Origin of the sequence: Bradyrhizobium sp. HKCCYLS3013, assembly GCF_051167615.1 — a bacterium.
GTDB lineage: Bacteria > Pseudomonadota > Alphaproteobacteria > Rhizobiales > Xanthobacteraceae > Bradyrhizobium.
Genome location: NZ_JBNPTK010000001.1, coordinates 330,610 through 356,223, shown reverse-complemented (window position 1 = coordinate 356,223; position 25,614 = coordinate 330,610). Strand labels below are relative to the sequence as shown.

At 66.9% G+C, this 25,614-nt stretch carries 21 protein-coding genes; 5 read left to right on the top strand and 16 right to left on the bottom strand.

The window, feature by feature from the left end; translation table 11 throughout:
* Positions 1–62: 62 nt before the first annotated feature.
* A complete protein-coding gene (locus ACQR1F_RS01635; protein WP_315802097.1) occupies positions 63–1,253 on the bottom strand; it encodes an extensin-like domain-containing protein in 1,191 nt (396 codons plus the stop codon).
* A gap of 463 nt (positions 1,254–1,716) precedes the next feature.
* Here ACQR1F_RS01635 and ACQR1F_RS01630 point away from each other — a divergent pair, with 463 nt between their 5' ends.
* The gene (locus ACQR1F_RS01630) at positions 1,717–2,487 is read left to right on the top strand and encodes a DUF2147 domain-containing protein (RefSeq protein WP_434880333.1); all 771 of its coding nucleotides are present in this window, start codon (positions 1,717–1,719) and stop codon (positions 2,485–2,487) included.
* 78 nt (positions 2,488–2,565) lie between these two features.
* Here ACQR1F_RS01630 and ACQR1F_RS01625 read toward each other — a convergent pair whose 3' ends face one another.
* Both ACQR1F_RS01625 and ACQR1F_RS01620 read right to left on the bottom strand, forming a co-directional pair.
* The gene (locus ACQR1F_RS01625; protein WP_434880334.1) at positions 2,566–3,933 is read right to left on the bottom strand and encodes an ATP-binding protein; all 1,368 of its coding nucleotides are present in this window, start codon (positions 3,931–3,933) and stop codon (positions 2,566–2,568) included.
* The gene (locus tag ACQR1F_RS01620; protein ID WP_315802094.1) at positions 3,923–4,690 is read right to left on the bottom strand and encodes a response regulator; all 768 of its coding nucleotides are present in this window, start codon (positions 4,688–4,690) and stop codon (positions 3,923–3,925) included. The genes ACQR1F_RS01625 and ACQR1F_RS01620 overlap by 11 nt, the downstream gene beginning before the upstream one ends.
* 230 nt (positions 4,691–4,920) lie before the next feature.
* Here ACQR1F_RS01620 and ACQR1F_RS01615 point away from each other — a divergent pair, with 230 nt between their 5' ends.
* Genes ACQR1F_RS01615 through ACQR1F_RS01605 form a run of 3 tightly spaced genes read left to right on the top strand, consistent with a single transcriptional unit; the run spans position 4,921 to position 9,675 of the window.
* Positions 4,921–6,396 carry an efflux transporter outer membrane subunit gene (locus tag ACQR1F_RS01615; protein ID WP_434912434.1) on the top strand — a complete coding sequence of 492 codons (1,476 nt, stop codon included), beginning with the start codon at positions 4,921–4,923 and terminating at the stop codon, positions 6,394–6,396.
* A 28-nt stretch (positions 6,397–6,424) separates the two neighbouring features.
* Positions 6,425–7,714, top strand: coding sequence for an efflux RND transporter periplasmic adaptor subunit (locus ACQR1F_RS01610; RefSeq protein WP_316236933.1), 1,290 nt, complete (start codon positions 6,425–6,427; stop codon positions 7,712–7,714).
* A complete protein-coding gene (locus ACQR1F_RS01605; RefSeq protein WP_434839440.1) occupies positions 7,714–9,675 on the top strand; it encodes a MacB family efflux pump subunit in 1,962 nt (653 codons plus the stop codon). The genes ACQR1F_RS01610 and ACQR1F_RS01605 overlap by 1 nt, the downstream gene beginning before the upstream one ends.
* A gap of 146 nt (positions 9,676–9,821) precedes the next feature.
* Here ACQR1F_RS01605 and ACQR1F_RS01600 read toward each other — a convergent pair whose 3' ends face one another.
* The 7 genes from ACQR1F_RS01600 to cyoA are packed head-to-tail and all read right to left on the bottom strand — an operon-like array spanning position 9,822 to position 16,752.
* Positions 9,822–10,355 (bottom strand): response regulator transcription factor, encoded by a 534-nt coding sequence (locus tag ACQR1F_RS01600; RefSeq protein ID WP_315802091.1) that lies wholly within the window; start codon positions 10,353–10,355, stop codon positions 9,822–9,824.
* Positions 10,345–11,697: an ATP-binding protein gene (locus ACQR1F_RS01595; protein WP_315802090.1), complete on the bottom strand. Its 1,353-nt coding sequence runs from the start codon at positions 11,695–11,697 to the stop codon at positions 10,345–10,347. Before ACQR1F_RS01595 ends, ACQR1F_RS01600 begins: the two co-directional genes overlap by 11 nt.
* 54 nt (positions 11,698–11,751) lie before the next feature.
* Complete coding sequence (locus tag ACQR1F_RS01590; protein ID WP_434839320.1) at positions 11,752–12,576, bottom strand: SURF1 family protein; 825 nt, start codon at positions 12,574–12,576, stop codon at positions 11,752–11,754.
* The gene (gene cyoD / locus ACQR1F_RS01585) at positions 12,576–12,935 is read right to left on the bottom strand and encodes a cytochrome o ubiquinol oxidase subunit IV (RefSeq protein WP_434839321.1); all 360 of its coding nucleotides are present in this window, start codon (positions 12,933–12,935) and stop codon (positions 12,576–12,578) included. Before cyoD ends, ACQR1F_RS01590 begins: the two co-directional genes overlap by 1 nt.
* Complete coding sequence (gene cyoC / locus ACQR1F_RS01580) at positions 12,932–13,561, bottom strand: cytochrome o ubiquinol oxidase subunit III (protein ID WP_434839322.1); 630 nt, start codon at positions 13,559–13,561, stop codon at positions 12,932–12,934. Before cyoC ends, cyoD begins: the two co-directional genes overlap by 4 nt.
* Positions 13,558–15,567 carry a cytochrome o ubiquinol oxidase subunit I gene (cyoB, locus tag ACQR1F_RS01575; RefSeq protein ID WP_316217749.1) on the bottom strand — a complete coding sequence of 670 codons (2,010 nt, stop codon included), beginning with the start codon at positions 15,565–15,567 and terminating at the stop codon, positions 13,558–13,560. Before cyoB ends, cyoC begins: the two co-directional genes overlap by 4 nt.
* Positions 15,568–15,576: 9 nt before the next feature.
* Positions 15,577–16,752: a ubiquinol oxidase subunit II gene (gene cyoA, locus ACQR1F_RS01570; protein WP_316236929.1), complete on the bottom strand. Its 1,176-nt coding sequence runs from the start codon at positions 16,750–16,752 to the stop codon at positions 15,577–15,579.
* Between the two features lie 154 nt (positions 16,753–16,906).
* Between cyoA and ACQR1F_RS01565 the strand changes: the two genes are divergently transcribed.
* The gene (locus ACQR1F_RS01565; RefSeq protein WP_434839323.1) at positions 16,907–18,217 is read left to right on the top strand and encodes an MFS transporter; all 1,311 of its coding nucleotides are present in this window, start codon (positions 16,907–16,909) and stop codon (positions 18,215–18,217) included.
* A gap of 4 nt (positions 18,218–18,221) precedes the next feature.
* Here ACQR1F_RS01565 and ACQR1F_RS01560 read toward each other — a convergent pair whose 3' ends face one another.
* From ACQR1F_RS01560 to ACQR1F_RS01535, 6 genes are all read right to left on the bottom strand, one after another.
* Entirely contained in the window at positions 18,222–19,934 is a 1,713-nt protein-coding gene (locus ACQR1F_RS01560; protein ID WP_434839324.1) for a thiamine pyrophosphate-binding protein, read from the bottom strand.
* A gap of 28 nt (positions 19,935–19,962) precedes the next feature.
* A complete protein-coding gene (locus ACQR1F_RS01555; RefSeq protein ID WP_434912433.1) occupies positions 19,963–20,901 on the bottom strand; it encodes an AEC family transporter in 939 nt (312 codons plus the stop codon).
* A gap of 42 nt (positions 20,902–20,943) precedes the next feature.
* On the bottom strand, positions 20,944–22,494 hold the full coding sequence (locus tag ACQR1F_RS01550) for an AMP-binding protein (RefSeq protein ID WP_434894436.1): 1,551 nt from the start codon (positions 22,492–22,494) through the stop codon (positions 20,944–20,946).
* Between the two features lie 81 nt (positions 22,495–22,575).
* Positions 22,576–23,208 carry a hypothetical protein gene (locus ACQR1F_RS01545; RefSeq protein WP_434839327.1) on the bottom strand — a complete coding sequence of 211 codons (633 nt, stop codon included), beginning with the start codon at positions 23,206–23,208 and terminating at the stop codon, positions 22,576–22,578.
* Positions 23,205–23,735, bottom strand: coding sequence for a c-type cytochrome (locus ACQR1F_RS01540; protein WP_434839328.1), 531 nt, complete (start codon positions 23,733–23,735; stop codon positions 23,205–23,207). Before ACQR1F_RS01540 ends, ACQR1F_RS01545 begins: the two co-directional genes overlap by 4 nt.
* A 66-nt stretch (positions 23,736–23,801) precedes the next feature.
* Positions 23,802–25,580: a PQQ-dependent dehydrogenase, methanol/ethanol family gene (locus ACQR1F_RS01535; protein ID WP_316217758.1), complete on the bottom strand. Its 1,779-nt coding sequence runs from the start codon at positions 25,578–25,580 to the stop codon at positions 23,802–23,804.
* Between the last annotated feature and the right edge of the window lie 34 nt (positions 25,581–25,614).

Here is a 25,614-nt window from a genome sequence, read left to right as displayed (position 1 = left end):
AATGACAAAGAGTGAGGGGATGGTCGGGCCGGGAGATGCGACGCGCTATTCACAGTTGCCACTCAATCGTCCCGGAATTCGTCTTCCTCGTTGATCAACTGACCAATCGACTTGGCTTGCTTGCGCGGCGGGATCGAGCTGGTGACGTCCGGCCCGCGCTGGCCGTAGCCGTAGCGCCGCTGCTGCGCGCGCGCCGCCACCGCCTCGCCGGATTGCGCGGCCGGCTGACAGATCAGGCGGCGGCTGGCGCGGCGCATCAGGTCCACATGGATGTGATCGTAGTGATAGACGTTGGAGCCCGGCGCCAGCACCGTGGTGAACTGCTGGCACGCGCCGCCCTGGACGTCGCGCAGAAAACCCTGCTCCTCCGGCAGGCCGATCCAGCCGTCCTTGACGGTGATGCGGCGACCGTCGGCGAGCATGAAGGCGGAGATGTCGAGCGCGTTGCCGAAGGCGTGCTCCGAGATGTGCGCACTCGGATTGCCGTTCATGCCGCGGCAGGAATAGGCCGAGATCTGCTTGATCTCGACGACCTTGGTGCCGAACCAGCGCTGCGCCGCCGGCTGCACCGATTCAGCGATCCAGCGGTCCAGCGCCGAGACGATCGGACAGGCGAGCGTCGCGGTCGGCTTCACCGCGACGGGGCCGACGGTGCCGACCGGATCGCGCGACGGTCCGAGCCGCGGCGGTGGTTCCTGCTGCGGATAGGCGGTGCGCCCGGCAGGCTGCCCGCGATAGGGCGCGGCGGGATAGGACGCGTCGGCCGGCTGGTCGACGTCGTCCTCGCCGGCCGGTGGATCGAGTTGCAGCGGCGCGCCGGGCGGGACGCCGTAGGACGGCGATGCCGGACCAGGATAGGCCGCGTTCGACGACGGATAGGCCGGCTGCGGCGCGGCCTGTGGCTGATAGGTCGCAGGCGGGGCATAGCGTTGCGGCGGCGGGTTGATCGGCCAGCGCGGCTGGCCGCCGATCGCGGCCGGCGGACGCAGGCTTTCGTCGGCGAAGCCGTAGCTCGCGGTCGATTCGCCGAGCGCCGCCACCTTCAGCGGATAGTCGGCGCCGCACATGCCGGGGCCGGTGATCGGGTCGATGCGGACGATGTCCGCGCTCTCCTTCACCGCGCCCGATTTCAGGCAGGCGATCTCGGCCTCGGCCCGCCACGGCTCGCGCTCCTGGAAAAATCCACGGCCGCAACCCGCAAGCGAGACAAGGACGATGGAGCCGACGAGATACAAACGAACTCCGCGCGTCATATGCAGAGGTTTGCGGCAATTTGCTTAAGGACCTGTCAATGCCGTCCCTTTACGGCACGCAAACCATCGCGACGTGAAAGGCAGTCGTTTTACGGGGAAGCGACAGCCGCGCTGTCTTTTTTGCCGATGCCGATCTTGTATGTGTGGCGCGCGCTCTGCGGAGCGCAGGCGTCAAGAGCCAGCGCACGCCAGGTGCGCGAGAGATGCGAAAACGGGAGCCGTCCCATGAGCCTTGCCGATCGGCTGAGCATGGTGGTCACGTATGTCGTGTTTGCATTTGTCGGCGCGATCATCGTCGGGATGATCTGATCGCCGCGATCCGATCGATCAATTGACGGGCCGCGTGCGGCCCCGGCCCCATCGTCTCTTCGGCTCTCCGGCTGTGACCCTCGTCACAGATCGCGCGGTCGCCCGCGTCTAAGAGTTCCCTCAGGTTCACGACGCCGTCCGAGGGAGCTCATTCATGAAGACCGTGTATCTGGCCGCAGCAGCCGTTCTGATCGCGAGCAGCGCCGCGCAGGCCGGCAGCTCGATCGCGTTCAATTTCGACGGGCACAAGATCCGCGTCACCGTGCCGCGCAACTGCCAGTCACTGTCCTGCCTGCAGGTGTCCGGCATCGACCTCAGCGGGCTGAAATCCTCCAAGCTCGACGATGACGATGCGCCGGCGAGCGGCGCGCCTGCGACCGGCGCTCCGGCCGCAGCGGCGCCCGTGGCGGCTCCGCCGGTCGTCAACGCGCCGGCGCCTGCCGCCGCCGCGCCGGCCGCGGCTGCACCGGCCCCCGCAGCGCCCGCTGCCGTCGCGCCATCCACGACGGTGCAGATGCCGGTGCCGCCGGCACCGGTCGCCGAGACCGCGCCTGCTCCCCAGGTAGCGCCAGCACCCGCGCCGGTCACCGTTGCCGAGGCGCCTGCCGCAGTTCAGCCGGCTCCGGTGCCGGCAGTCGATCCGAACTCGCCGCTCGGCCTGTGGGCCACCGAGGGCGGCAAGGGCAACGTCGTGATCGAGCCGTGCGGCGCCAACATCTGCGGCTTTGCCGAGAAGACGCGCGAGAAGATCCTGATCAACATGAAGCGCAAGGACAGCAAATGGGTCGGCCGCATCCACGATCCGGACGGCGGCGGCAACTACGACTCCACCGTCGTGCTCAAGAATCCGAACACGCTGCGGGTCCAGGGCTGCGCCTTCGGCGGCCTGTTCTGCGGCGGCCAGACCTGGAAGCGCGTGAGCTGACCGCCATCCCTCGACATCGGCGAACGCAAAGGCCCCGCCGGGATCAGCACCGGCGGGGTTTCCTGCGCGTGGCGCCCGCTACGCCACCTTGGCGGGGATCGCCGCGGGCATCGCGAGGCGCAGCGGCAGCGACAGCCGCACCCGCAGGCCGCGCGGCGCGTTCGGCATCAGCGCGATGCCGCCGTCATGTTTCTTCATGATCTCCTGCGCGATCGACAGGCCGAGGCCGAAGCCGCCGGCGGAGCGCGCCTGGTCGAGCTTGACGAATGGCTCCAGCGCGCGCGCCTGCAGCGCCTGCGGAATGCCGGGACCGTCATCGGCGACCTCGATCGCGATCATGCCGTCGGCCAGGGTCGACAGGCTGACCACGACCTCGCTGCCGTGCTTGACGGCGTTCTCGACCACGTTGGTGACGGCGCGCGACAGCGCCCGGGCCCGGCCCTCGCAGACCAGCCGCGACGGTCCATCGAAGCTGACGGCGTGGCCGACATCGGCGAAGTCGCAGCAGATCGTCTCGAGCAGGCTCGACAGCTCGATCCGCGCCGGCTGCTCGGCCTTGGTGTCGTCGCGCAGATAGTCCAGCGTCTCGTCGAGCATACGACTGACCTGGTCGATGTCACGCAGCATCGCGCCGCGCATCTCGCCCTGGGCGATGCGCTCCGAGCGCAGCCGAAGCCGCGTCAGCGGCGTCCGCAGGTCGTGGCTGATCGCCGCCAGCATCCGCGTGCGGTCGTCGAGCAGCGCGCGGATGCGCGCCTGCATCTCGTTCAGCGCCTCGGCGACCTGGGCGATCTCCCGCGGGCCACGCCGGCTCAGCGGCTCCTGCGCACCCGGCGAGCGGCCGAACGCGGCGGCCGCGCGCGCCATCTCCGACAGCGGCCGGATGATCGCCCGCGCCGCGTAGATCGACAGCAGCACGCCGAGGATCAGGATGAGGAACAGGAACACCGCCGCCGGCTTCAGCACCATCGACCAGAATTCGAGCCGCGGCACGTCGTCGAACACCAGCGCGCGCTCGCCGTCGACCTGGACGATGATCTGGGTCGGCGGCGCCGCGCCATAGCCGACGCCGTGGAGCAAGGTGACATCGCGCAGCACGCTGAGCTGGCGGCGCGCCAGCCGCGAGGTCCATGGCACGTCCCTGACCGGCTTGGCGAGCAGCGTCAGCGAGCTCAGCGGCACCAGCTCGACCTGGATGCCGGAGCTGCGCAGGCTCGACAGGCTGCTCTCGACAGCCACGGGGTCGTTCGCGGCGCGGACGAAGTGCACCGCCTCGGCGACGCGCGCGATGCCGTAGGCCGGCGATTCCTGCTCGTCGGGCGGATCGAGAAACAAAAGCGCGGCCGCGATCATCAGCACCATGCCGAACAGCACCGACAGCGACGCCAGGGTCACGATCTGCGTGGTGAGGCCGAGGCGCGGGCACGGCTTGCTATCAGGCGTCATCGATGGTCTCGACTCTTGGCGTGAAGACGTAGCCGCCGAGGCGCACGGTCTTGATCAGGGTCCAGCTCCTGGCGCCGGGCTCGATCTTCTGGCGGATGCGGCTGATGTGAACGTCGATGCTGCGCTCGACCGGCCCGGCCTGCCCGCCATGCGCCAGCTCGATCAGCTGCTCGCGCGACAGCACGCGGCCGGCGTTGCGGCAGAACGCCAGCAGGATGTCGAACTCCGCGCTGGTCAAGGTGATCTTGACGCGGTCGGGATCGAACAGCGTGCGCGTCGCCGGCTCGATGCGCCAGCCGTCGAAGGTCATCGGCGCCTGCCGCGCCGCGATCACGGCGGGGTGCAATTGCGACCGGCGCAGCAGCGCGCGGATGCGCGCCACCAGCTCGCGCGGATTGAACGGCTTGACGACGTAGTCGTCGGCGCCGAGCTCGAGGCCGAGGATGCGATCGATGTCCTCGCCCTTCGCCGTCACCATGATGATCGGCACGGTCGAGATCTGGCGCAGGCGGCGGCAGATGCTCATGCCGTCGTCGTCCGGCAGCATCACGTCGAGCATGATGAGGTCGACCTGCTCGCGCTGCAGGAGGTCGTTCATCGCGGCCGCCGACGACACGAAGCGCGGCGCGAAGCCGTGTTCCTGCAGGAGCTCGGTGAGCAGCGCCGCGATCTCGCGATCATCCTCGACGCAGAGGATCCGCGCGGCGGCCGGCATGTTTGCGTCTGCGGCCACGACGGTATTGTGTGACGACATCATGCGCGGAACATGGTCGATTTTGGCCAAAAAGAACAGCCCGAAGCGACGCGCGATCGTGGCGAAAGTAAGCTGTATTGTTAAGGCGGAAACATTTCTTCACGCGACTTAACCCTGCGCAATCGTTAATCTGCCTAGGCTCTGTGCATCAAACAAACATCAACGGGGAAGTCCTGCGGCGTGGCCGACCAGCCTGCGCGGCCTCCTGTCGAACCGCGATCGTATCAGCCGCCGTGAAGCCCGTCCTGCTCGCACTCTGCCTCGCCACGCCGCTGCTCGCCGGCTGCGCCGTCGGCCCCGACTACGTGACGCCGGAGTTCGGCGTGCCACAACGTTGGAGCAGCGACCGCAACCAGCCGGCGCAGACGCTGAAGCTCGCGCAGTGGTGGCGCAACCTCAACGATGGGCTGCTCGATCAGCTGATCAGCGAAGCGGTCGACGGCAATCTCGACGTCGCCGCCGCCAAGGCGCGCATCCGCGAGGCGCGGGCGACGCAGCGCCAGGCCGTCGGCGCGCTGTTCCCCACCGTGAGCGGCACCGGCACGGCGACGGAGACCCGCAGCGCCGGCAGCACCACGAATGGCATCGCGATCGCTCCGACCACCTATAGCCAGTACCAGGCCGGCTTCGATTCGAGCTGGGAGCTGGATCTGTTCGGCGCCAACCGCCGCGCCGTCGAGGCCGCCGGCTACGGCGTCGACGCCGCCGAGGACGATCTGCGCGCGACCCTGCTCACCTTGATCGGCGACGTCGCCTCCAACTACATCGATGCGCGCGCCTATCAGGCGCGTGCGGCGCTGGCCCGGCGCACCGCGGCCTCGCAGCGCGAGACCGCGGCGCTGACCGAGCGCAAGCAGAATGCCGGCTCGGCCTCGGCCGTCGACACCGCCAAGGCGAGCGCGCTGGCGGCCAGCACCGAAGCCACCATTCCGACCTATGAGAGCAGCTATCAGCAGGCTGTGCATCGGCTCGGCGTGCTGCTCGGCCGCGACCCGACGGCGCTGAACCTCCGCCTGTCGCTGGTGACTCCGATCCCGTCGCCGCGCCTGCCGCTGCCCAAGGGCATCCCGGCCGACGTGCTGGTCATGCGCCCCGATGTGCGCAAGGCGGAGCGGCAGCTCGCGCAGTTCACCGCCAAGATCGGACAGGCGACGGCTGCGCTGTACCCGGATGTCAGCCTGACCGGCACGGTCTCGACCACGGCATTGAAGCTCGGTGATCTCGGCAAGAGCTCGACGATCGGCTGGTCGATCGGTCCGAGCCTGTCGGTGCCGATCTTCAACGGCGGCAAGCTGCAGGCCGCCGTCGAGGTCGCGGAAGCGCAGCGCGACGAATACCACGTCGCCTGGCGCAGCGCGGTGCTGAGCGCGCTCGAGGACGTCGAGAACGCCATCGTGAGCCTCGGCCAGGAGCGCATCCGCATCCGCAGCCTGAGCGAGTCGGCGCGGCGCTATGGCGAGGCCGCACGGCTGTCGCGCTCGCTCTACCAGACCGGCTCCAGCACGTTCCTCGACGTGCTCGATGCCGAGCGCTCGCAATTCACTGCCGAGGACAGCCTGCTCGCGAGTCGCGCCACTCTGGCGAAGAACTACGTGGCGCTGGCCAAGGCGCTCGGCGGCGGCTGGACCGGCGCAGTCGACAGCTCGGTTCCCGAAATCGTCGACGGCGGCACCGGCCCGCATCTCGCACAGGTCGGCGCGCCCAGGTAATTTCCGCAGCCCTTTCGAAGTCAAGGCGATGAACGCACCCCTGCCCCACATGCCCCGACCGTCCGCTACGGAAGACGGCGTCCCGCCGGTGCTGAAGCCGAAGCGTCCGCGCCGCCGGGCTGTGCTGATCATCAGCCTGCTCGTCGCGCTCGCGCTGGCCCTCCTGTTCGTTACCCGGTTCACACGCAATCCGAACGCCAACCTGGTGACGGCGCCGGTCACCCTCGGCGATATCGAGCAGACCGTGCTCGCCACCGGCACGCTGAAACCGGTCAAGCTGGTGGCGGTCGGCGCCCAGGCGTCGGGACGGCTGGTCGCGCTCAACGTCAAGCTGGGACAGAAGGTCAAGGCCGGCGATCTGATCGCGGAAATCGACTCGCTGACGCAACAGAATACGCTGCGCACCAACGAGGCGAGTCTGCGCAACGTCCGGGCGCAACGCGACGAGAAAGTCGCCACCCTGGCGCTCGCCGAGGCGAACCTGGCGCGGCAGCAGGTCACGCTGGCGCAGAAGGCCTCGTCGCGCGCCGACTACGACAGCGCCGAGGCGACCGCGAAGCAGACCCAGGCCCAGATCGCGCAGTTGGACGCACAGATCGTCGAGGCCGAGGTCGCGATCGAAACCGCGCGCGTCAATCTCGGCTACACCAAGATCACGGCCCCGATCGACGGCACCGTGCTGTCGATCGTCACCCAGCAGGGCCAGACCGTCAATGCGGTGCAGTCGGCGCCGACCATCGTCGTGCTCGGCCAGGTCGAGACCATGACGGTGCGCGTCGAAATCTCGGAGGCCGACGTCGTCCGGGTCCGGCCGGGACAGAACATCTACTTCACCATCCTCGGCGATCCCGACCGCCGCTACGAGGCCACGCTCGGCACGATCGAGCCGGCGCCGGAATCGATCAAGAGCGATTCGAGCTTCTCCTCGAGCTCGACCACGACATCGAGCAGCAGCAGCACGTCGTCATCATCCACATCGTCGGCGATCTACTACAACGGCGTGTTCGACGTCGCCAATCCTGAGGGGCGGCTGATGACCTACATGACGGCCGAGGTCCACATCCTGCTCGGCGAAGCGCGCAACGTGCTGACGATCGCCTCGTCGGCCCTGGGCAATGCCAATCCGGACGGCAGCTACAACGTCCGCGTGCTCAATGGCGCAGGCGCGCTGGAGAAACGCGCGGTGCGGATCGGCCTCAACAACAAGATCAGGGCCGAGGTGCAGTCCGGCCTGCGCGAGGGCGAGCGGGTCGTGATCTCGGCGCCCGAGCAGGGCACGAAGCAAACCGTGATGCCGCCGCCGCCCGGAGGCGCATGATGACCGAGGTCCTGATCGACCTGCAGAATGTCGGACGGTGCTACGCGTCCGGCGAAGGCACGGTCCACGCTTTGCGCGGCGTCGACCTCCGGATCGCGCGCGGCGAGATGGTGGCGATCATCGGCCAGTCGGGCTCCGGCAAGTCGACGCTAATGAACATCCTCGGCTGTCTGGACCGTCCGACGTCCGGCAGCTACCGGATCGCCGGACGTGAAATGAGCTCGCTCGATCCGGATGAGCTGGCGGCGCTGCGGCGCGAGCATTTCGGCTTCATCTTCCAGCGCTATCATTTGCTCGGCGAGCTCACTGCCACCGAGAATGCCGAGGTGCCCGCCGTCTATGCGGGGCTTGGCCCGTCGGCCCGGCGCCGCAAGGCCGAGGCGCTGCTGCAGCGGCTCGGCATGGGCAGCCGCACCGATCACAGGCCGGGACAGCTCTCCGGCGGGCAGCAGCAGCGCGTCTCGATTGCCCGCGCGCTGGTCAACGATCCCGACGTGATCCTCGCCGACGAGCCGACCGGTGCGCTCGACCGCGCCAGCGGCGAGGAGGTGCTGCGCATCCTCGACGAGATCAGCGCCTCCGGCCGCACGGTCATCATCGTCACGCATGATGCCGGCGTCGCGCAGCGCGCGCGCCGCATCATCGAGCTGCAGGACGGCCGCGTCATCTCGGACAAGCCCAATCCACTTTCGCCCGGGCCGGCGGCTGCCGCCGCGGCCGAGGACGCCGGATCGCCGGCGCCATCATGGTGGCGCAGTCATCTCGACCGCTTCCGCGAGGCGGCACGGATGGCGCTGCTCGCCATGAATGCGCACCGGCTGCGCGCCTTCCTCACCATGCTCGGCATCATCATCGGCGTCGCCTCCGTCGTCATGGTGCTGGCGCTCGGCCGCGGCTCGCAGGCGCGGGTGCTGGAGAACATCAACCGGCTCGGCACCAACACGCTGGAATTCTTTCCCGGCAAGGATTTCGGCGACACCCGTTCCAGCAAGATCAGGACGCTGGTGCTCGCGGATGCCAAGGTCATGGCTGAGCAGCCTTACGTGGATGCGATCTCGCCGACGGTCTCGACCACCAGCACCTTGCGGTTCGGCGCCGTCGAGGTCAGCGCCCAGATCTCGGGCGTCGGCGAGCAGTATTTCCGCGTCAAGAACACCGAGCTCGCGGAAGGCAGCTATCTCGATGCCGACACCGTGCGATCCTACGCCCAGGACGCCGTGATCGACGACAATGCGCGCAAGGCGCTGTTTCCGGATTCCGACGTCAGTCCGCTCGGCAGCGTCATCCTGATCGGCAAGGTGCCCTGCCGCGTCGTCGGCGTCACCAAGCAGCAGCAGGCCGGGTTCGGCTCCAGCTCCACGCCGATCGTCTATCTGCCCTACACCACGGTGCAGGCGCGCTTCCTCGGCAACCAGGTGCTGCGCAGCATCAGCGTCCGCGTCGACGAGGCGACGCCGATGGCGGCGGCCGAGCGCGCCGCGACGGCGCTGCTGACGGCACGGCACAACGCCAAGGACTTCTTCGTGCTCAACACCGACGACATCCGCAAGACCGTCGAGAGCACGACGCAGGTTCTGACCCTGCTGGTGGCGGCCATCGCCGTGATCTCGCTCTTGGTCGGCGGCATCGGCGTCATGAACATCATGCTGGTATCGGTGTCCGAGCGCGTCGGCGAGATCGGCGTGCGCATGGCGGTCGGCGCGCGGCGCAGCGACATCCTGATGCAGTTCCTGATCGAGGCCGTGCTGGTCTGCCTGCTTGGCGGTGCGCTGGGCCTGGCGCTCGCGGTCGGCTTCGGCACGGTCTTCAACGCGCTCGACGTCGGCTTCCAGCTGATCTATTCGCCGCTGGCCATGGTCGGCGCCGCGGTCACGTCGATGGCGATCGGCATCGGCTTCGGCTACATGCCCGCCCGCGGCGCCTCGCGGCTCGATCCGGCAACGGCGCTGGCGAGGGAGTAGGTTGAGGCGCGCATGAGCGACCGGCAGAGTAGGTGCTCGCCACGACGGTAGTGCGCTCCCTCTCCCCGTTCTTCACGGGGAGAGGGAGCCTGCCACGCTCTGCCGAACTAGCTGCTTTCCATCGCTGCGAACGACAGCAGACCATCCTACTTCACCGGGCGCTTCTCCAGCTTGCGCGCCAGAGTCCGGCGATGCATGCCGAGCCTTCTTGCGGCTTCGGAGATGTTGAAGTCTGTCTCGATCAGGGTCTGGTGGATACGCTCCCACTCCAGCGTCTTGATCGAGGTGGAACGCTCGGCCAGCGCCACTTGCGCATTGCCCTGCGCCTTGCGGAACGCTTCCTCGATATCGTCGGTGTTCGACGGCTTGGCGAGATAATGGCAGGCGCCGAGCTTGATCGCCTCCACCGCAGTGGCGATGCTGGCAAAGCCCGTGAGCACCACGATCAGCATCTCCGGATCATGCGCGTGCAGCTTCTCGACGCAGACGAGGCCTGAGGCGCCGCCGAGCTTGAGATCGACGACGGCATAGCCGAACGTCTTCTCCTTGACGGCCTGGTCGACGTCCTCGAGCGACGCCGCGATCACGGCCTCGTAGCCGCGCCGCTCGAACGAGCGCTTCAGGGTGCGTGCAAAACCGTCATCGTCCTCGACGATCAGGAGAGACATGTCATTCGCCATCGCGCTCTCCAATCACAAGCGTCGACAACGGCAGCGACAGCCGTACGGTCGCCCCACGTCCCCGGTGGTTCCAGGCCGAAACGCTGCCGCCCAGCTTGCGGATCACGTTGACCACCAGGAACAGGCCCAGACCGCGCCCCGGGCGGCCCTTGCTCGACTGATAGGGACGTCCGAGCTGGCCCAGCATCGCCGGATCAAAACCCGGCCCGCGATCGCTGACGCTGAGCAGCAGCTGATCGCCGTCCCGTTCGGCGACGAACTCCACCCACTCGCGCGAGACTTCGAACGCGTTGTCGAGCACGTTGACGATCGCCTGCTTCAGCGCGACGTCGGAGACGATCGTCGGATCCGAGCCGAACTCGTTGCGGAACGTCAGATTGCGCGCCGAGCGCGCCGCGCTCCATTCGGCGACCAGCGTCGTCAGGAACGCCTTCAACGTCGTGGGCGCCGAGCCTTCGCCCCGCGCCTGGCCGGCCGAGACCAGGATGTCAGTCACGATCGACTTGCAGCGCTGCACCGCCGCTTCCATTTCGGTGAAATCCTCCGCGAGCGTCGGATCGGCAGAGATCGCGGTCATGCGCCGCCAATCGTTCAGGATCACCGAGATCGACGCCAGCGGGGTCCCGAGCTCATGCGCGGCACCTGAGGCGAGCAGGCCCATGCGGATGATGTGATCCTGCTCGACGGCGTGCTGGCGCAGATCGGCGAGCTTGGCGTCGCGCTCGCGCAGGTTCCGGTTGATCCGGGTGACGAACACGACGAGCAGCACGGCGTCGAGCACGAAGCCGACGAACATGCCGGTGATGTGCAGGGTGAAGGCATCGCTGACGTGATGCTGCGGCAGTTGCAGCGGGCGGTACTCGATGGTGAGCCAGATGAAGCTGAGCACCGTCAGTGCGACCAGCGACCAGGACGAGCGCGCATCGAGCAGCACGGCCCCCAGCGTGACCTGCAGCAGATAGAGGCACGTGAACGGATTCGACGCGCCGCCGGTGAGATAGAGCTCCGATGTCAACGCCACCACGTCCAGCATCAGGGCGATCAGCAAATGGCGATTGCCGACGTCGTCGCGCCTGCGCAGCCAGATGTGGCTGGCGACGTTGAGCGCCACCAGCGCGCAGATGATCGCCACCATCGGCAGCACCGGCAGCGCGATGCCGAACCAGGTGGTCACGAAGCCGATGGTGACGATCTGGCCGACCACGGCGATCCAGCGCAGCTGGATCAGCAGCACCATGTTCTTGCGGTTGGTCGCGTCCCTGGTCGGCAGCGGCGCGTTGATCTCGGGTGTGGCGATCGCGGCCACGGCTCCGAACGGCAGGTTGGGCGCCTCGCTTCTCATGAGGCCACGTCCGGTCTCCGCCGCCAGAACGGGAAGCTTCGATCCCTCAACACGTCACCCCGCATCCACCCATGTCCTGCCGCCGCTGATCCCATTCCACATCCTGCGCCGCCGGCGCTTCGGATCACGCTGCGCGCGGCGGAGCCGCTGCAGCCCGGCGCCGGCCAGCATGAGAGCCAATGTAAACCAGGTGAGCGCGTAAACCAGATGGTTGTTCGGAAACGAGATCACGGTGAGTCCGCCGATCGGAAGCCCGCCGGGATTCGGGGTCGCATCGGCATCGACGAAGAATGGCGCGACGTCGGACAGACCGCGCGCCGCCGCGATCGCCCCGACGTCACGTGAATACCAGCGATTCCCCGCGGGATCGTTGTGGCGCAGGAAGCCGCCGCCCGGCTCGGAGAGCCGCAGCAATCCCGTCACGCTGACCGTGCCATCCGGGTTCCCGGCGCTGCGGCTTGCGCGGGCGCGGCGATCCGCGGGCACGAAGCCACGATTGACGAGCACGGTGCCGCCGACGGTCCGCAGCGGCGTCACCACCCAATAGCCGGAGCCCTCGACCGTCAGCGCCTGCACCAGCGTCTCGCGATCGTTGAGAAAGCGGCCGCTCAGTGTGACCCGCTTGTACTCGTCATCGCTGCGATTGATCGCCGGCCAATCCGCCGGGCCCGGCGCCGGCACAGGTTCGGCATGAACGCGGCGCTCGACACGATCGATCAGGTCGAGTTTCCAGGCCCGCCGCTCGATCTGCCAGACGCCCAGCGCCAGCAGAATCGCGACGCACGCAACCCACGCCGCGCCGATCGCGAGCCGCAGCGCGCCGGATCGCCCGCGGCCGGCCTCATCGCGTTCCCCTGCCCCGTCGGCAGGAGCCGACATCACGGCGTCTGGCCCATCTCATGCACCGGCATCATGTTGGTGGTCAGGTGATGCATGACCCAGAGCGAGCCCGAGAGCGCGATCACCACCATGATGATGGTGAAGATCAGCGCCATCATGGTCCAGCCGCCCTCGGCCTTGGTGTTCATGTGCAGGAAGAAGATCATGTGAACGACGACCTGCACGGCCGCGAACGCCATGATGATCAGCGCGGTGGCCTGCCTGTCGAGCGAGCCGTTCATCACCAGCAGAAACGGAATCGCAGTGAGGACGACGGAGGCGCCGAAGCCGATCAGCTGGCCGGAGCGCGTGCCGGCATGGTCGTCGGCCGAGCCGTGCGCGCGTGCATCAGAGCTCATCGCAGCATTCCCATCAGATAAACGAAGGTGAAGACACCGATCCAGATCACGTCGAGGAAGTGCCAGAACATGCTGAGGCAGACCAGCCGGCGGCGGTTGGCCTCGATCAGGCCGTGGGTCCTGACCTGCACCATCAGCGTGACCAGCCAGACCAGACCGAACGTCACATGCAGGCCGTGGGTTCCAACGAGCGTGAAGAACGACGACAGAAAGGCGCTGCGTTGCGGCGTCGCGCCCTCATGGATCATGTGCGCGAACTCGGTCAGCTCGATGCCGAGGAAGGCGAGGCCGAACAGCCCGGTCACCACGAGCCAGGCCTGCATCGCGCCGACGCGATTCTGCTGCATCGACAGCATCGCGAAGCCGTAGGTAAGCGAGGACAGCAGCAGGAACGAGGTGTTGACCGCGACCAGCGACAGGTCGAACAGGTCCTTCGGCGCCGGACCGGCGGCATATTTGGCGCCGAGCACGCCATAGACGGCGAACAGGATCGCAAAGATGAGACAGTCGCTCATCAGATAGATCCAGAAGCCGAGCATCGTGCTGCTGCCTTCGGCGTGCTCGTGCTCGTCGACGACGTAGAAGACCGGCTCGCCGGCCTTCAATGTGCCCATCGCGACCGTCATGACTTGGCTCCTGCCGCGAGCAGCTCGGTGCGCGCACGCTCGGCGCTGACGACCTCATCGGCCGGGATGTGGAAGCTGCGGTGATAGTTGAAGGTGTGGCCAATCGCGACCGCGAGCAGCGCGACGAAGCTGCCCGCCGCCATCCACCACATGTACCAGATCAGGCCAAACGCCATGGTGGTGCTCAGCGCTGCCAGGATCACGCCGGTGCCGGTGTTGCTCGGCATGTGGATCGCCTTGAAGCCGGCGAGCGGACGGGTGTAGCCACGGCGCTTCATGTCCCACCATGCGTCGTTGTCGTGGACGACGGGCGTGAAGGCGAAGTTGTAGGCCGGCGGCGGCGACGACGTCGCCCACTCCAGGGTGCGCGCATTCCAGGGATCGCCGGAGACGTCGGCGAGCTGCTCGCGGCGCAGGATGCTGACCGCGATCTGGATCAGGAAGCTCGCGATGCCCAGCAGGATCAGGAACGCGCCGATGCCGGCGATCACGAACCAGATCTGCAGGCTCGGATCGTCGAAGGTGCGCAGGCGACGCGTCACGCCCATCAGGCCGAGCACATAGAGCGGCATGAAGGCAAAGTAGAAGCCCACCGTCCAGAACCAGAACGACAGCTTGCCCCAGAACGGATCGAGCCTGAAGCCGAACGCCTTCGGGAACCAGTAGGCGATGCCGGCGAACAGGCCGAACAGCACGCCGCCGATGATCACGTTGTGGAAATGCGCGACCAGGAACAGGCTGTTGTGCAGCACGAAGTCGGCCGGCGGCACCGCGAGCAGCACGCCGGTCATGCCGCCGATCACGAAGGTCAGCATGAAGGCGACCGTCCACATCATCGGCAGCTCGAAGCGGATGCGGCCGCGATACATCGTGAACAGCCAGTTGAACATCTTCGCGCCCGTCGGGATCGAGATGATCATCGTGGTGATGCCAAAGAAGGAGTTGACGCTGGCCCCCGACCCCATGGTGAAGAAGTGGTGCAGCCAGACCAGATAGGACAGGATGGTGATGACGACGGTGGCGTAGACCATCGAGGTGTAGCCGAACAGCCGCTTGCCCGAGAAGGTCGAGGTCACCTCGGAGAAGATGCCGAACGCCGGCAGGATGAGGATGTAGACCTCGGGATGGCCCCAGATCCAGATGAGGTTGACATACATCATCGGATCGCCGCCGAAATCATTGGTAAAGAAGTTGGTGCCGACGTAGCGGTCGAGCGACAGCAGCGCCAGCACCGCTGTCAGCACCGGGAAGGAGGCGACGATCAGGACGTTGGTGCACAGTGACGTCCAGGTGAAGACCGGCATCTTCATCATGGTCATGCCGGGGGCGCGCATCTTGACGATGGTGCAGATCAGGTTGACGCCGGATAACAACGTTCCCACGCCGGCAACCTGCAGCGCCCAGATGTAATAGTCGACGCCGACATCCGGACTGTAGGACAGGTTCGACAGCGGCGGATAGGCCAGCCAGCCGGTGCGCGCGAACTCGCCGACGAACAGCGAGCACATCACCAGCACGGCGCCGGACGTGGTCATCCAGAAGCTGAAATTGTTGAGGAACGGGAACGACACGTCGCGGGCGCCGATCTGCAGCGGCACGACGTAGTTCATCAGGCCGGTGACCAGCGGCATCGCCACGAAGAAGATCATGATCACGCCGTGCGCCGTGAACACCTGATCATAGTGGTGCGAGTTCAGGTAGCCTTCGGAGCCATTGAAGGCGATCGCCTGCTGCAGGCGCATCATCAGCGCATCGGCGAAGCCGCGCAGCAGCATGACGATGCCGAGCACCATGTACATGATGCCGATGCGCTTGTGGTCGACGGTGGTGAACCACTCTTTCCAGAGATAGCCCCACAGCCGGAAATAGGTGATCGCGCCAAACAGCGCGAGACCGCCGAGCGCGACCATGGCGAAGGTGCCGACGATGATCGGCTCGTGCAGCGGCAGCGACTCCAGCGTCAGCCGGCCGAAGATGATCTTTGTGAGCTCTGCTGTATCGAACATGATGGACCCTCACGAATCCGACTTTGAGGTTGGCCCCGTGATGAAGGATGCCTTGGACGGCCGCAGCAGGCCGGGCCGCGCCAGCCCGCGCCCCTGCAATGGCGTCCAGTCCAGCGGCGCCAGCACGGTCGGCGAAGAGTCCTCGGCCATCCGCGTGACCTGATCGCCCGGCAGGCAGACGCCGCCGGCAACGAAGCTCGGCTCGGTGCCGAACACGGCGCCGCGGCCGGCGAACTTGTCATAGGCGAGCGGCAGCGTGTTGCGCACGCCGGCCATGCCCATGCCGCCCTGCGCGTCGATCGCCATCATCTCGCTCATGCACATCTTGCCGGGCTCGACGCACATGTTGAGGATGGCGCGGAACAGGTCGCTGTCAACCGAGGCATAGTGGCGAACCGGTTCATTGGCGCTCGGACGCTCGAGCGCAAGATAATCCTGCTTGTTGAGCTCCTGCCCACTCGCCTTGGCCTTGTCGACCCATCCGGCGAAGTCCGCATCCGACAGGCCACGGAAAGCGAAGCGCATGCCGGAGAAGCCGGAGCCGCTGTAGTTGGCCGAGAAACCGCGATAGACGCCGGGCTTGTTGATGACGGCGTGCAGCCGGCTCTGCATGCCCGGCATCGCATAGATCTGGCCGGCGAGTGCCGGAATATAGAACGAGTTCATTACCGAGGACGAGGTGATCCTGAAATCGAGCGGCCGGTTCACGGGAGCTGCGAGCTCGTTGAGGCTGGCGATGCCGTATTCGGGATAGATGAACAGCCACTTCCAATCGAGCGCGACGACGTCGACCTCGAGCGGCTTGTCCTGCGGCGTCACCGCGCGCTCGGCGGAGATGCGTCCGAGCGTTCGATAGGGATCGAGCAGATGCGTGCCCATCCACGTCACCGCGCCCAGGCAGATGATGATCAGCAGCGGCGCCGCCCAGATCAGAAGCTCGAGCTGGGTGGAGTGGTCCCAGTCCGGCGTGTAGGTCGCCGCCTTATTGGACTGGCGGTAGCGCCATGCGATCATGGCCGTGGCCGCCATCACCGGGATCACGATCAGCAGCATCAGTACGGTGGCGATGATCACGAGATCGCGCTGCTGGGCGGCGACGTCGCCGGAGGGCGCGAGCACGACCAGATTGCAGCCTCCGAGCGCGAGCCCCAGCGGCAGCATGCCTAAGAATTTCCAGTAACGCACGCTCAACCTCGTCGCACGGCGGATCTCTGAACGAGGCCTCACCTAGCGATCGGACGACACGGCCGGTATTGGACAATTTGTCCAATACCGGAGCGGCGCCGAGGACGACAATTACGTGGCGAAAATAGAGTACGAGAGGACTGCAGGCAGCGCGATGACACAGGCAGCGGCGACCGCCGACGGCGAAACCCATCTCTCCCGCACGCATGAGGCGCATCCGGGCGAGATCGCGATCGGCGTGATCGTCGGGCGCACGTCGGAGTTCTTCGACTTCTTCGTCTACGCCATCGCCTCGGTGATCGTGTTTCCGCGCCTCGTGTTTCCGTTCGCCGACGAGCTGACGCAGACGCTGTATTCGTTCGCGCTGTTCGCGCTCGCCTTCATCGCCCGCCCGTTCGGCAGCGTGATCTTCATGGCGATCGACCGCCGCTACGGCAAGAGCGCCAAGCTGATCACCGCATTGTTCCTGCTGGGCACCTCGACGGTCGCGATCGCCTTCCTGCCGAGCTATCACACCGTCGGTGCGGCCGCGATCTGGCTGCTGGCGCTGGCGCGGATCGGCCAGGGCCTCGCCTGGGGCGGTGCCTGGGACGGGCTGGCGTCGCTGCTTGCCATGAATGCGCCGGAGCACCAGCGCGGCTGGTATGCGATGATCCCGCAGCTCGGCGCGCCGCTCGGGCTGATCGTCGCCAGCGTGCTGTTCGCTTTCTTCGTCGGCTATCTCTCCGCGGCCGACTTCTTCGACTGGGGCTGGCGCTACCCGTTCTTCGTGGCGTTCGCCATCAACGTCGTGGCGCTGTTCGCGCGGCTGCGCATGGTGGTGACGCCTGAATATGACGAGCTGTTCCAGTCGCGCGAATTGCAGCCGGCGCGCGTCATGACCACGATCCGGCACGAGGGCCGCAACATCGTGATCGGCGCGTTCGCGCCGCTGGCGAGCTTCGCGCTGTTCCACATGGTGACGGTGTTTCCGCTGTCCTGGGTGTTCCTGTTCACCAAGGAGACGCCGGCGCGCTTCCTGGTCATCGAGGCGGTCGGCGCGGTGTTCGGCGTCGTCGCCATTGTCGGGTCCGGCATGCTGGCCGACCGCATCGGCCGCAAGTCGCTCCTGATCGGCTCGGCGATCGCGATCGCGGTGTTCTCGGGCTTCGCGCCGCAACTGCTCGATGCCGGCCCGATCGGCGAGACCATCTACATGGTGCTCGGCTTCATCCTGCTCGGCCTGTCGTTCGGCCAGTCCTCCGGCGCGATCGCCGCCAATTTCGCGCGCACCTATCGCTATACGGCATCGGCGCTCACGGCGGACCTCGCCTGGCTGTTCGGCGCCGGCTTCGCGCCGCTGGCGGCACTCGTGCTGGCCGCCCATCTCGGCCTGCTCTCGGCCGGCGGCTACCTGCTGTCCGGCGCAGTCTGCACCCTGCTCGCGCTGTGGCTCAGCGCGCCGCGGCAGCTGCAGCAGGTGTGAGGCCTCACGCGCCGCGCCACTTGCGCTCCGCCTCGTCCCACGCCGCCAGCGGCTGCAGATCCGGCACCCATGCGAGCCCGGTCTTGGCATCCGACGACACCGCTTCCGGCGTCACCACCACATCGAGCAGCGCCGGGCGATTCGCGAGCGCGCGCTGGATGGCGGGGCCGAGTTGCTCCGCGGTCTCGACGCGCTCGGCATGCATGCCGAAGGCGCGCGCCATCGCGGCGTGATCGGCGAATTGCAGCCTGGTGCCGACCACCTTGCCATGGGTCACGGTTTGGTCGTGCACCTCGATCTGCCAGGCGCCGTTGTTGGCGACGACGATCAGCACCGGCGCCTTGTGGCGCACGGCCGTGTCGACCTCGATCGCGTTGAAGCCGAAGGCGCCGTCGCCGGTCGCGACCACCACGGGCTTGTCGGGAAAGGCGAGGCTCGCGGCGATGCCATAGGGCACGCCGATGCCGATGCAGCCGAACGGGCCGGGATCGAGCATCAGCGGCGCGCTCAGGCCGACGCGGGCGAACGAGAGAAAATCGCCGCCGTCGGTGATGACCACGGCATCATTGCCGATCGCCTCCTGCAGGGCCGACAGCACGCGGTTCGGATGCAACCGTCCGTCGCTGCCGGCCGGCGCTGTCGCCATGCTCTGGCGCAGCTTGGCCGCGCGCTCCTGATGCGCGGAGCGGAGCTTGCCGGCCCATTGCTTGTCGACAGCCGACTCGCGATTGCCCGCGAGCGCAACCATTGCCCGGAGAGTTTCCGCAGGTGATGCGAGGATTTCGGCTGCGCCGCGGCGATTGTCGCGCAGCTCGCTCGCGGTGTCGCTGATGCGGACGAATTTGGCGTCCTTGAACACGGCCGGCGAGCCGTAGGCGAGCTGGAAGTCGAGCCGGCGGCCGACCGTCAGCACCACGTCGGCATCGCCCATGACAGCGCCGCGCATCGCGCCGACCACCGAGGGGTGATCGTCGGGCACGAGCCCCCTGCTCTCGCCGGTGTCGAGATAGACGGCGCCGAGCCGGTTGAGCAGCGCGATCAGCTCAGGGCCGGCGCCGCGCGCGCCGCGGCCGGAGATGACGAGCACGCGCCGCGCCGACCACAACAGCTCGACCGCCTTCTCGACCTCGGCCTGGTCCGGCCGCGGCGCCGCCCGCGGCTTCGGCGCGAGATGCTCCTCCAGTTGCAGCGCCTTGGGCACGATGCCGCGCAAGGTGTCGACCGGGAAATCGATGAACGCAGGTCCTGGCTCGCCGCCGTCGCCGAACGCGCGCGCGATCGCCTCGTCGAGCTCCTGCAGCACCAGCGACGGCTCGCGCACGGTGCGCGCGTAGCGCGTGATCGAACGCACGAGCTGGGTGTGGTCCATGTCCTGCAGGCCGCCGCGGTTCTCCTGCGGCCGCGGGTTGCCGCCCGAGATCACCAGCACCGGCGCGCGCGAGACGTGGGCGTTGGCGATGCCGGTGATCGCGTTGGTCATGCCGGGCCCGGCCGTGACCAGGGCGACGCCGAGCTCACCAGTCAGCTCCGCATGCGCCTGCGCCATATGCACGGCCGCGCGCTCGTCGCGCACGTCGATGATGCGGATGCCCTCGGCATCGAGCCGCATCCAGATCGGCATGATATGGCCGCCGCACAGCGCGAACACGCGGGCAACGCCGCGGCGCTTGAGCAGGCGGGCGATCAGGTCGGCGGCACTGTCGGGGGAGATCTTCATCGGACCACTCCAGCGAACGAAGTTGCGATCAGCCCGGCGCGAGCCAGGCCACGAGCAGCGAGACGGTGAGGACGGCGAAGATGTGCGAGACGAGGATCGAGCCCGACGTGACACCCGCCTCGAGCCCATACAGTTTGGCGATCGTGAACGGCCCCGAGCCGATCGGCAACGCGCTGAGGATGACGGCCGAATGCGACCAGAGAGGCGGCATCGAAAAGACGTGGAAGGCGAGCAGCGCGGTCACCGCGGGCTGCATCAGCAGCTTCAGCGACACCAGGATCGCGATTGATGTCGCATCGTGCGTGACGACGCGCTCCTGCGCCAGGAACAGGCCGATGCAGACCAGAGCGGCCGGCGAGGCCGCGCCGCCGAGCAGGCTGGTGAAGCTCATGAACGGCGCCGGCAATGCGAAGCCGCTGAGGCCGACCGCGAGTCCGGCGACGGGCGCGATGAACAACGGACTTGTCAGCAGCGAACGCGCCACCTTGGCGATCGTTGCGCCCAGGGTGGCGCCCTTCTGCAGATCCATCTCGACGACGACGATCGCGAACAGGAACAGCACACAGGCCGTGAACAGGGTGGCGATGATCGAGGCCGGCGCGCTGTCCGGGCCGAACACCAGCAGGCACGTCGGAATGCCCATGAAGCCGACATTGCTGTAGCCGGCATCGAGCCCCTCGATGCTGGCATTGGCGGCGCGGCGGCCGCGCAGACGGCTGATCACGAAGCCGGTCGCGAAGGTCGCGGCGATGCCACCGCAGAACGCGCCGATGAAGCCGAACTGGCCGACCTGCTCGAGGCCGATCTTGGACATCGCCGTGAAGATCAGCGCCGGCAGCGCCAGGTACACGGCGAAACGATTCAGATTGTCGGTCGCGGTGCGGTCGAACACATTGAACCAGCCGCACAGGAACCCCGTGAGGATCAACGCGAAGATGGGAAGAGCGGAATTGAGGACAGCCTGCATCGCAGCTACATATCAGACGCGCCGCGCATTGCAGCGACCAACTCACGAAAATCTCTTCTTCAGCTCGCGATGCAGGATCTTGCCGGTGGCGTTGCGCGGCATCTCGGCGTCGGTGATGAAGGCATAGGACCGCGGCCGCTTGAAACCGGCCAGACGTTCCTTGGCCCAATCGACCAGCTCGCGCTCGTTCACTGTCATGCCGTCGCGCGGCACGATCACGGCATGGACCCGCTCGCCCCATTTGTCGTCGGGCAGGCCGATCACGGCGATGTCCTTGACGGCCGGATGGGCTCCGACCTGCGCTTCGACCTCGGAGGGATAGATGTTCTCGCCGCCGGAGATGATCATGTTGCTCTTGCGGTCGGCGAGATGGATATAGCCGTCGGCATCGCGGCGGGCCATGTCGCCGACTGAGCAATAGTCGCCGCGGAACGCCTCCGCGGTCTTCTCCGGCAGGCGCCAGTAGCAGTCGAACGTGTGCGCGTTGCTCGAATAGAGCTCACCCGCCTCGCCGTCCGGCACCTCGCGGCCTGCCTCGTCGAGGATGCGGATCGGCGCGGCGCCGACGCATTCGCGCCCGACCGAACCCAGCTTGGTGAACTGCTCGTGCGGATGCAGCATGGTGACCCAGCCGGTCTCGGTCGCGCCGTAGAGCTCGTAGAGGCCGGACTTCGGAAACATCTCCATCACTTCGCGCTTGGTCTCGGGGCGCGCCGGCGCCGAGGAGATCATCAGCTTGGTGACCGCGCTGAAATCGTGCTCCGCGCGCACCCCTCGCGGCAGATCGAGCATCATGATGTAGTGCGTGGGGACCAGCGAGGTGAAGGTGGAGCCGCCATCGGCGAGCGTCGTCACCGCGTGCTCGGGATCGAAGCTCTTGCGCGAATAGATCGAATTGACGCCGCCGATATAGCCGAACGCGCCGAAGAAGTTCAGCGAATTGGCATGGCACATCGGCATCACCAGCAGCGCGCCGTCGTTGCGGCTCAGCTTCAGCTCGATCTCGGTGACCATCGACAGGAGGACGGCGCTGCGATGGCTGCGCAGCACGCCCTTCGGCTTGCCGGTGGTGCCCGAGGTGTACATCAGGGTCCAGGGATCGGACAGCGCGACCTGCTGATCCGGCTCGCGGTCCGCAGCCGCGGCGATGATGTCCTCGTAGCCGCGATAGCCTGCCGGACGCGGCTTGGTGCCAAAGTGGATGAAGCGGTCGTCGGCGATGCCGAGATCCTTGCGCGCCTCCTCGACCAGGCCCACGAGTTCGTCCTGCACGATGACGGCGGCCGCTTCGGCATTCTGCACGATGAACTGCATCTCGGGCGCGGTGAGGCGGAAATTGATCGGCAGCGCCACCAGTCCGGCTTTGGCCGTGGCCGCATAGATCTCGCACCATTCGACACAATTGTAGGCAAGGATCGCAACGCGATCGCCCTTGGCAAGGCCGAGCCCGAGCAGCGCGTTGGCGAGCCGGCACGCGCGCTCGTTCCACAGCGCAAAGCTCATCGCACGTTCGAGATCGCGGGCACCGGTGCGCTCCGGCGACATGCGCGCATGGGCCGACAGCATCTGCCCGAAATTCAAGAGATCCCTCATCGTCGTTTCCTCCCGGCAGCCGGGTTCACGACGCCGACTGGCGCGCGCCTCCAGCGGAGCGCGATGAAGATCGGCGACGGACTAGTTGATATCCTTCGTGATCCGCACCAGCGTCTGATCGACGAAGCTCTTGATGTCCTGGTCCGGCTTGCGGAACAGCTCGCGCTCGACCGTCAGCGTCCGGCCGGGCACCGTCTTCTTGCAGACCTCGCGCAGGAACACGCCCCCGACCGGCTGCTCGCCTGCTGTCGGCTGCTGCTCCTTGCACTCCCAGCCCTCGGCGCCATAGCGCGACTTCACCTGGTTGCCGAGCAGGAAGGCCTTCTTGCGAATATAGAGCCGCGCCTTCGGATCGGTCTCGATCGTCAGGCCGGTGACGGTGCCCTTGTCGTCGACCAGGACCGTCAGCAGCACGGGATGACCGGCCACCTTGGTGCCGTCCTGGCTGGTCTCCGGATCGAAATCGAAGCGCACCGCGTGCCGCGCCTGCTCGTCCGCTGGACAGTCGCGCCACGCCGACCACGCATTGAGCTTGCGATTCGGATCCTTGGCGCAAGTCAGATTGACATAGCCCTCATTGGGCAGGTCGCCGACGGGCATGCCGACGGTGATGTCGCGCAAATCGTAGTTCGGTACGGCCTGCGCCGAGGCCGCATGCATCACGAACGACAGCACGAACGTGGCGAAGATCGCAGCGCAGGTTGACCGCTTCATTTCGATGGCTCGCTTGCAGGCTTGGCGGCATTCGTCTTGTAGATGTCGCAGACCCGCGACGTGTTCCCGAAGAACGCGGTACACTCGTCGTAGTTCGGCTCGCCGCGGCCCTTGATGTGCGCGAGCACGTAATCCGCGACCGCCTGGATATCGTTGGGCCGCAGGAACACGCCGCCCTCGGGCGGCATGCGCTCGCCGACATCCTGGCGGCTCATGTCGTAGCACTTCGCCGTGTCATAGGAGTCGCGCGCAAAGTACGGCATGCCCGTCCCGGGCCGGCCGCAGGTCACGGTCTCGATGATCTGGTCACGGGTGAGCTGCGTCTTGCGCAGCGACAGCGCGTCGCCGCCATAGCCGCCACCGCCATTGCCGTGCCATTTGTGGCAGCCGACGCAGTTCGCGCGCTTGAACACGGCCTTGCCGGCCTCGGTCGGATCCGTCGGCGCCGCGGACTGCGCCGACGCGAGCGAAGCGGAGCCGAGGACGACAGCCGACGCCACAGCGAACGTGATCGCACTGAATTTCATCTGATCTTCTTGTCGAACAGGGGATAGGGGCGGAGCGGAGGACATGCCTCCGCTCCGCTGTCGACTTCACAGCGAGAAGACGTAGAGCATCGAGCCGGGCTGGATCTTCTTCAGCTCGGGCGTGGATTCGATGAACCACTTGTCCCAGGCGCCGCCGAGACCGACCAGGATCGCGACGTATTGCTTGCCGTCGACCGAGAACGTCACGGGAGGCGCATTGACGCCGCCGCCGGTGTTGAACTCCCACAGCTTCTGCAGGGTCTTGGCATCGAGCGCCATCACCTCGCCCGAGGGCTGGCCGGTGAAGACGAGATCAGGCGTCGACAGCATGCCGCCGAGATTCGGGAACGGCGTCTCCATCTTGCCGGCGATCTTGCCGGTGGTGACGTCGATCGCGGTCACGCTGCCCGTGATCTTGAATGGCTGGCTCGGTCCGCCGCCGGTCCAGAACTCACGCGGCTTCAGCTTGTCCTTGGTCGCTTCTTCCACGGTGATCCGGTTGCAGCTCTCGATGACAGGGATGTACCAGAGCTTCAGGTCCGGATTGTACGAGGTCGGCGGCCAGTTCTTGCCGCCCATGTTGCCCGGGCAGATGTCCGCGACCTTGTTCTCACGATGCGGCGACACCGACGCATTGTAGCGCTGCACCGGGTTCTTCGGATCATACTCGATCGGCTTGCCGGTCTCGGCATCGAGCCCCTTGGTCCAGGTGACCTTCTTGACGAAGGGCAGACCCCAAATGAACTTGCCGCTGGTGCGGTCGATCGCATAGGCAAAGCCGTTGCGGTCGGCCTCGAGCGCGAGCTTCAGGGTGGAGCCGTTCGGCGCGGGCACATCGACCAGGACGTTCTCGGCGACGCTGTCATAGTCGAAGGGATCGTTCGGCGTGTGCTGATAGTGCCACTTGATCTTGCCGGTGTTCGCGTCGAGCGCCAGCGAGCTGTCGGTGTAGAGGTTGTCGCCGGGACGATAGGCGTTGTCCCAGTCCGGGCCGGGATTGCCGACGCCCCAGATGATGGTGTCGGTCGCCGGATCATAGGTGCCCGTGACCCAGGTCGAACCGCCGCCGGCCGCCGCCGCGTCGTTGCTGTCCTTCCAGGTCTCGCTGCCGGGCTCGCCCTTGGCCGGAATGGTGTGGGTGCGCCAGACCTCCTTCTGCGTGGTGAGGTCGGTCGCCGCGATCCATCCGCGGATGCCGTATTCGGCGCCGGCGACGCCCGAGATCGCCATGTTCTTCACGATCAGCGGCGCGCCGGTGATCACCTCGCCCTTGTCGGGATCGGCGACCTGACGCTGCCAGGCAACCTGCCCGGTTTCCTTGTTGGTCGCGATCAGGCGGCCGTCGAGCGTGTGCGACACGACGAGGTTGCCCCACAGCGCGACACCGCGATTGTCGACGCCGCAACAGGCGATCGCGCCGGCCCAGTCGTGATCCGTCTTCGGATCCATCTTCCAGACCATCTGGCCTTTGCCACCGCGCGCATCGATCTTGTACACCGAGCCCCAGCCGTCGGTGACATAGATCATGCCGTTCTCGACGATCGGCGTGCCTTCGAGACCGCCGTGGCTCCAGATGCCGCCGCCCTCGACGCCGCCGAGATGCATGGTCCAGGCGACCTTCAGGTTCTTGACGTTGTCCTTGTTGATCTCCTTCAGCGCCGAGAACCGCGTGCCCGAGTAGTTCTTATGATGGTGGAGCCAGTTGCCGGCCTCCTTGTCGGCGTTGAGCAGCCGCTCGGGGGTCATCTCGTCGGCGGCCTGCGCCGGCGACGCAAGCTGGAAACAGGCGAAGGCTGCGCTGGCCAGCAGCACCGCCCGCAAGGTTGACCTGACGTTTTTCCTCATCGTTTCCTTCTCCCATTATTGATTATGAGTTGGA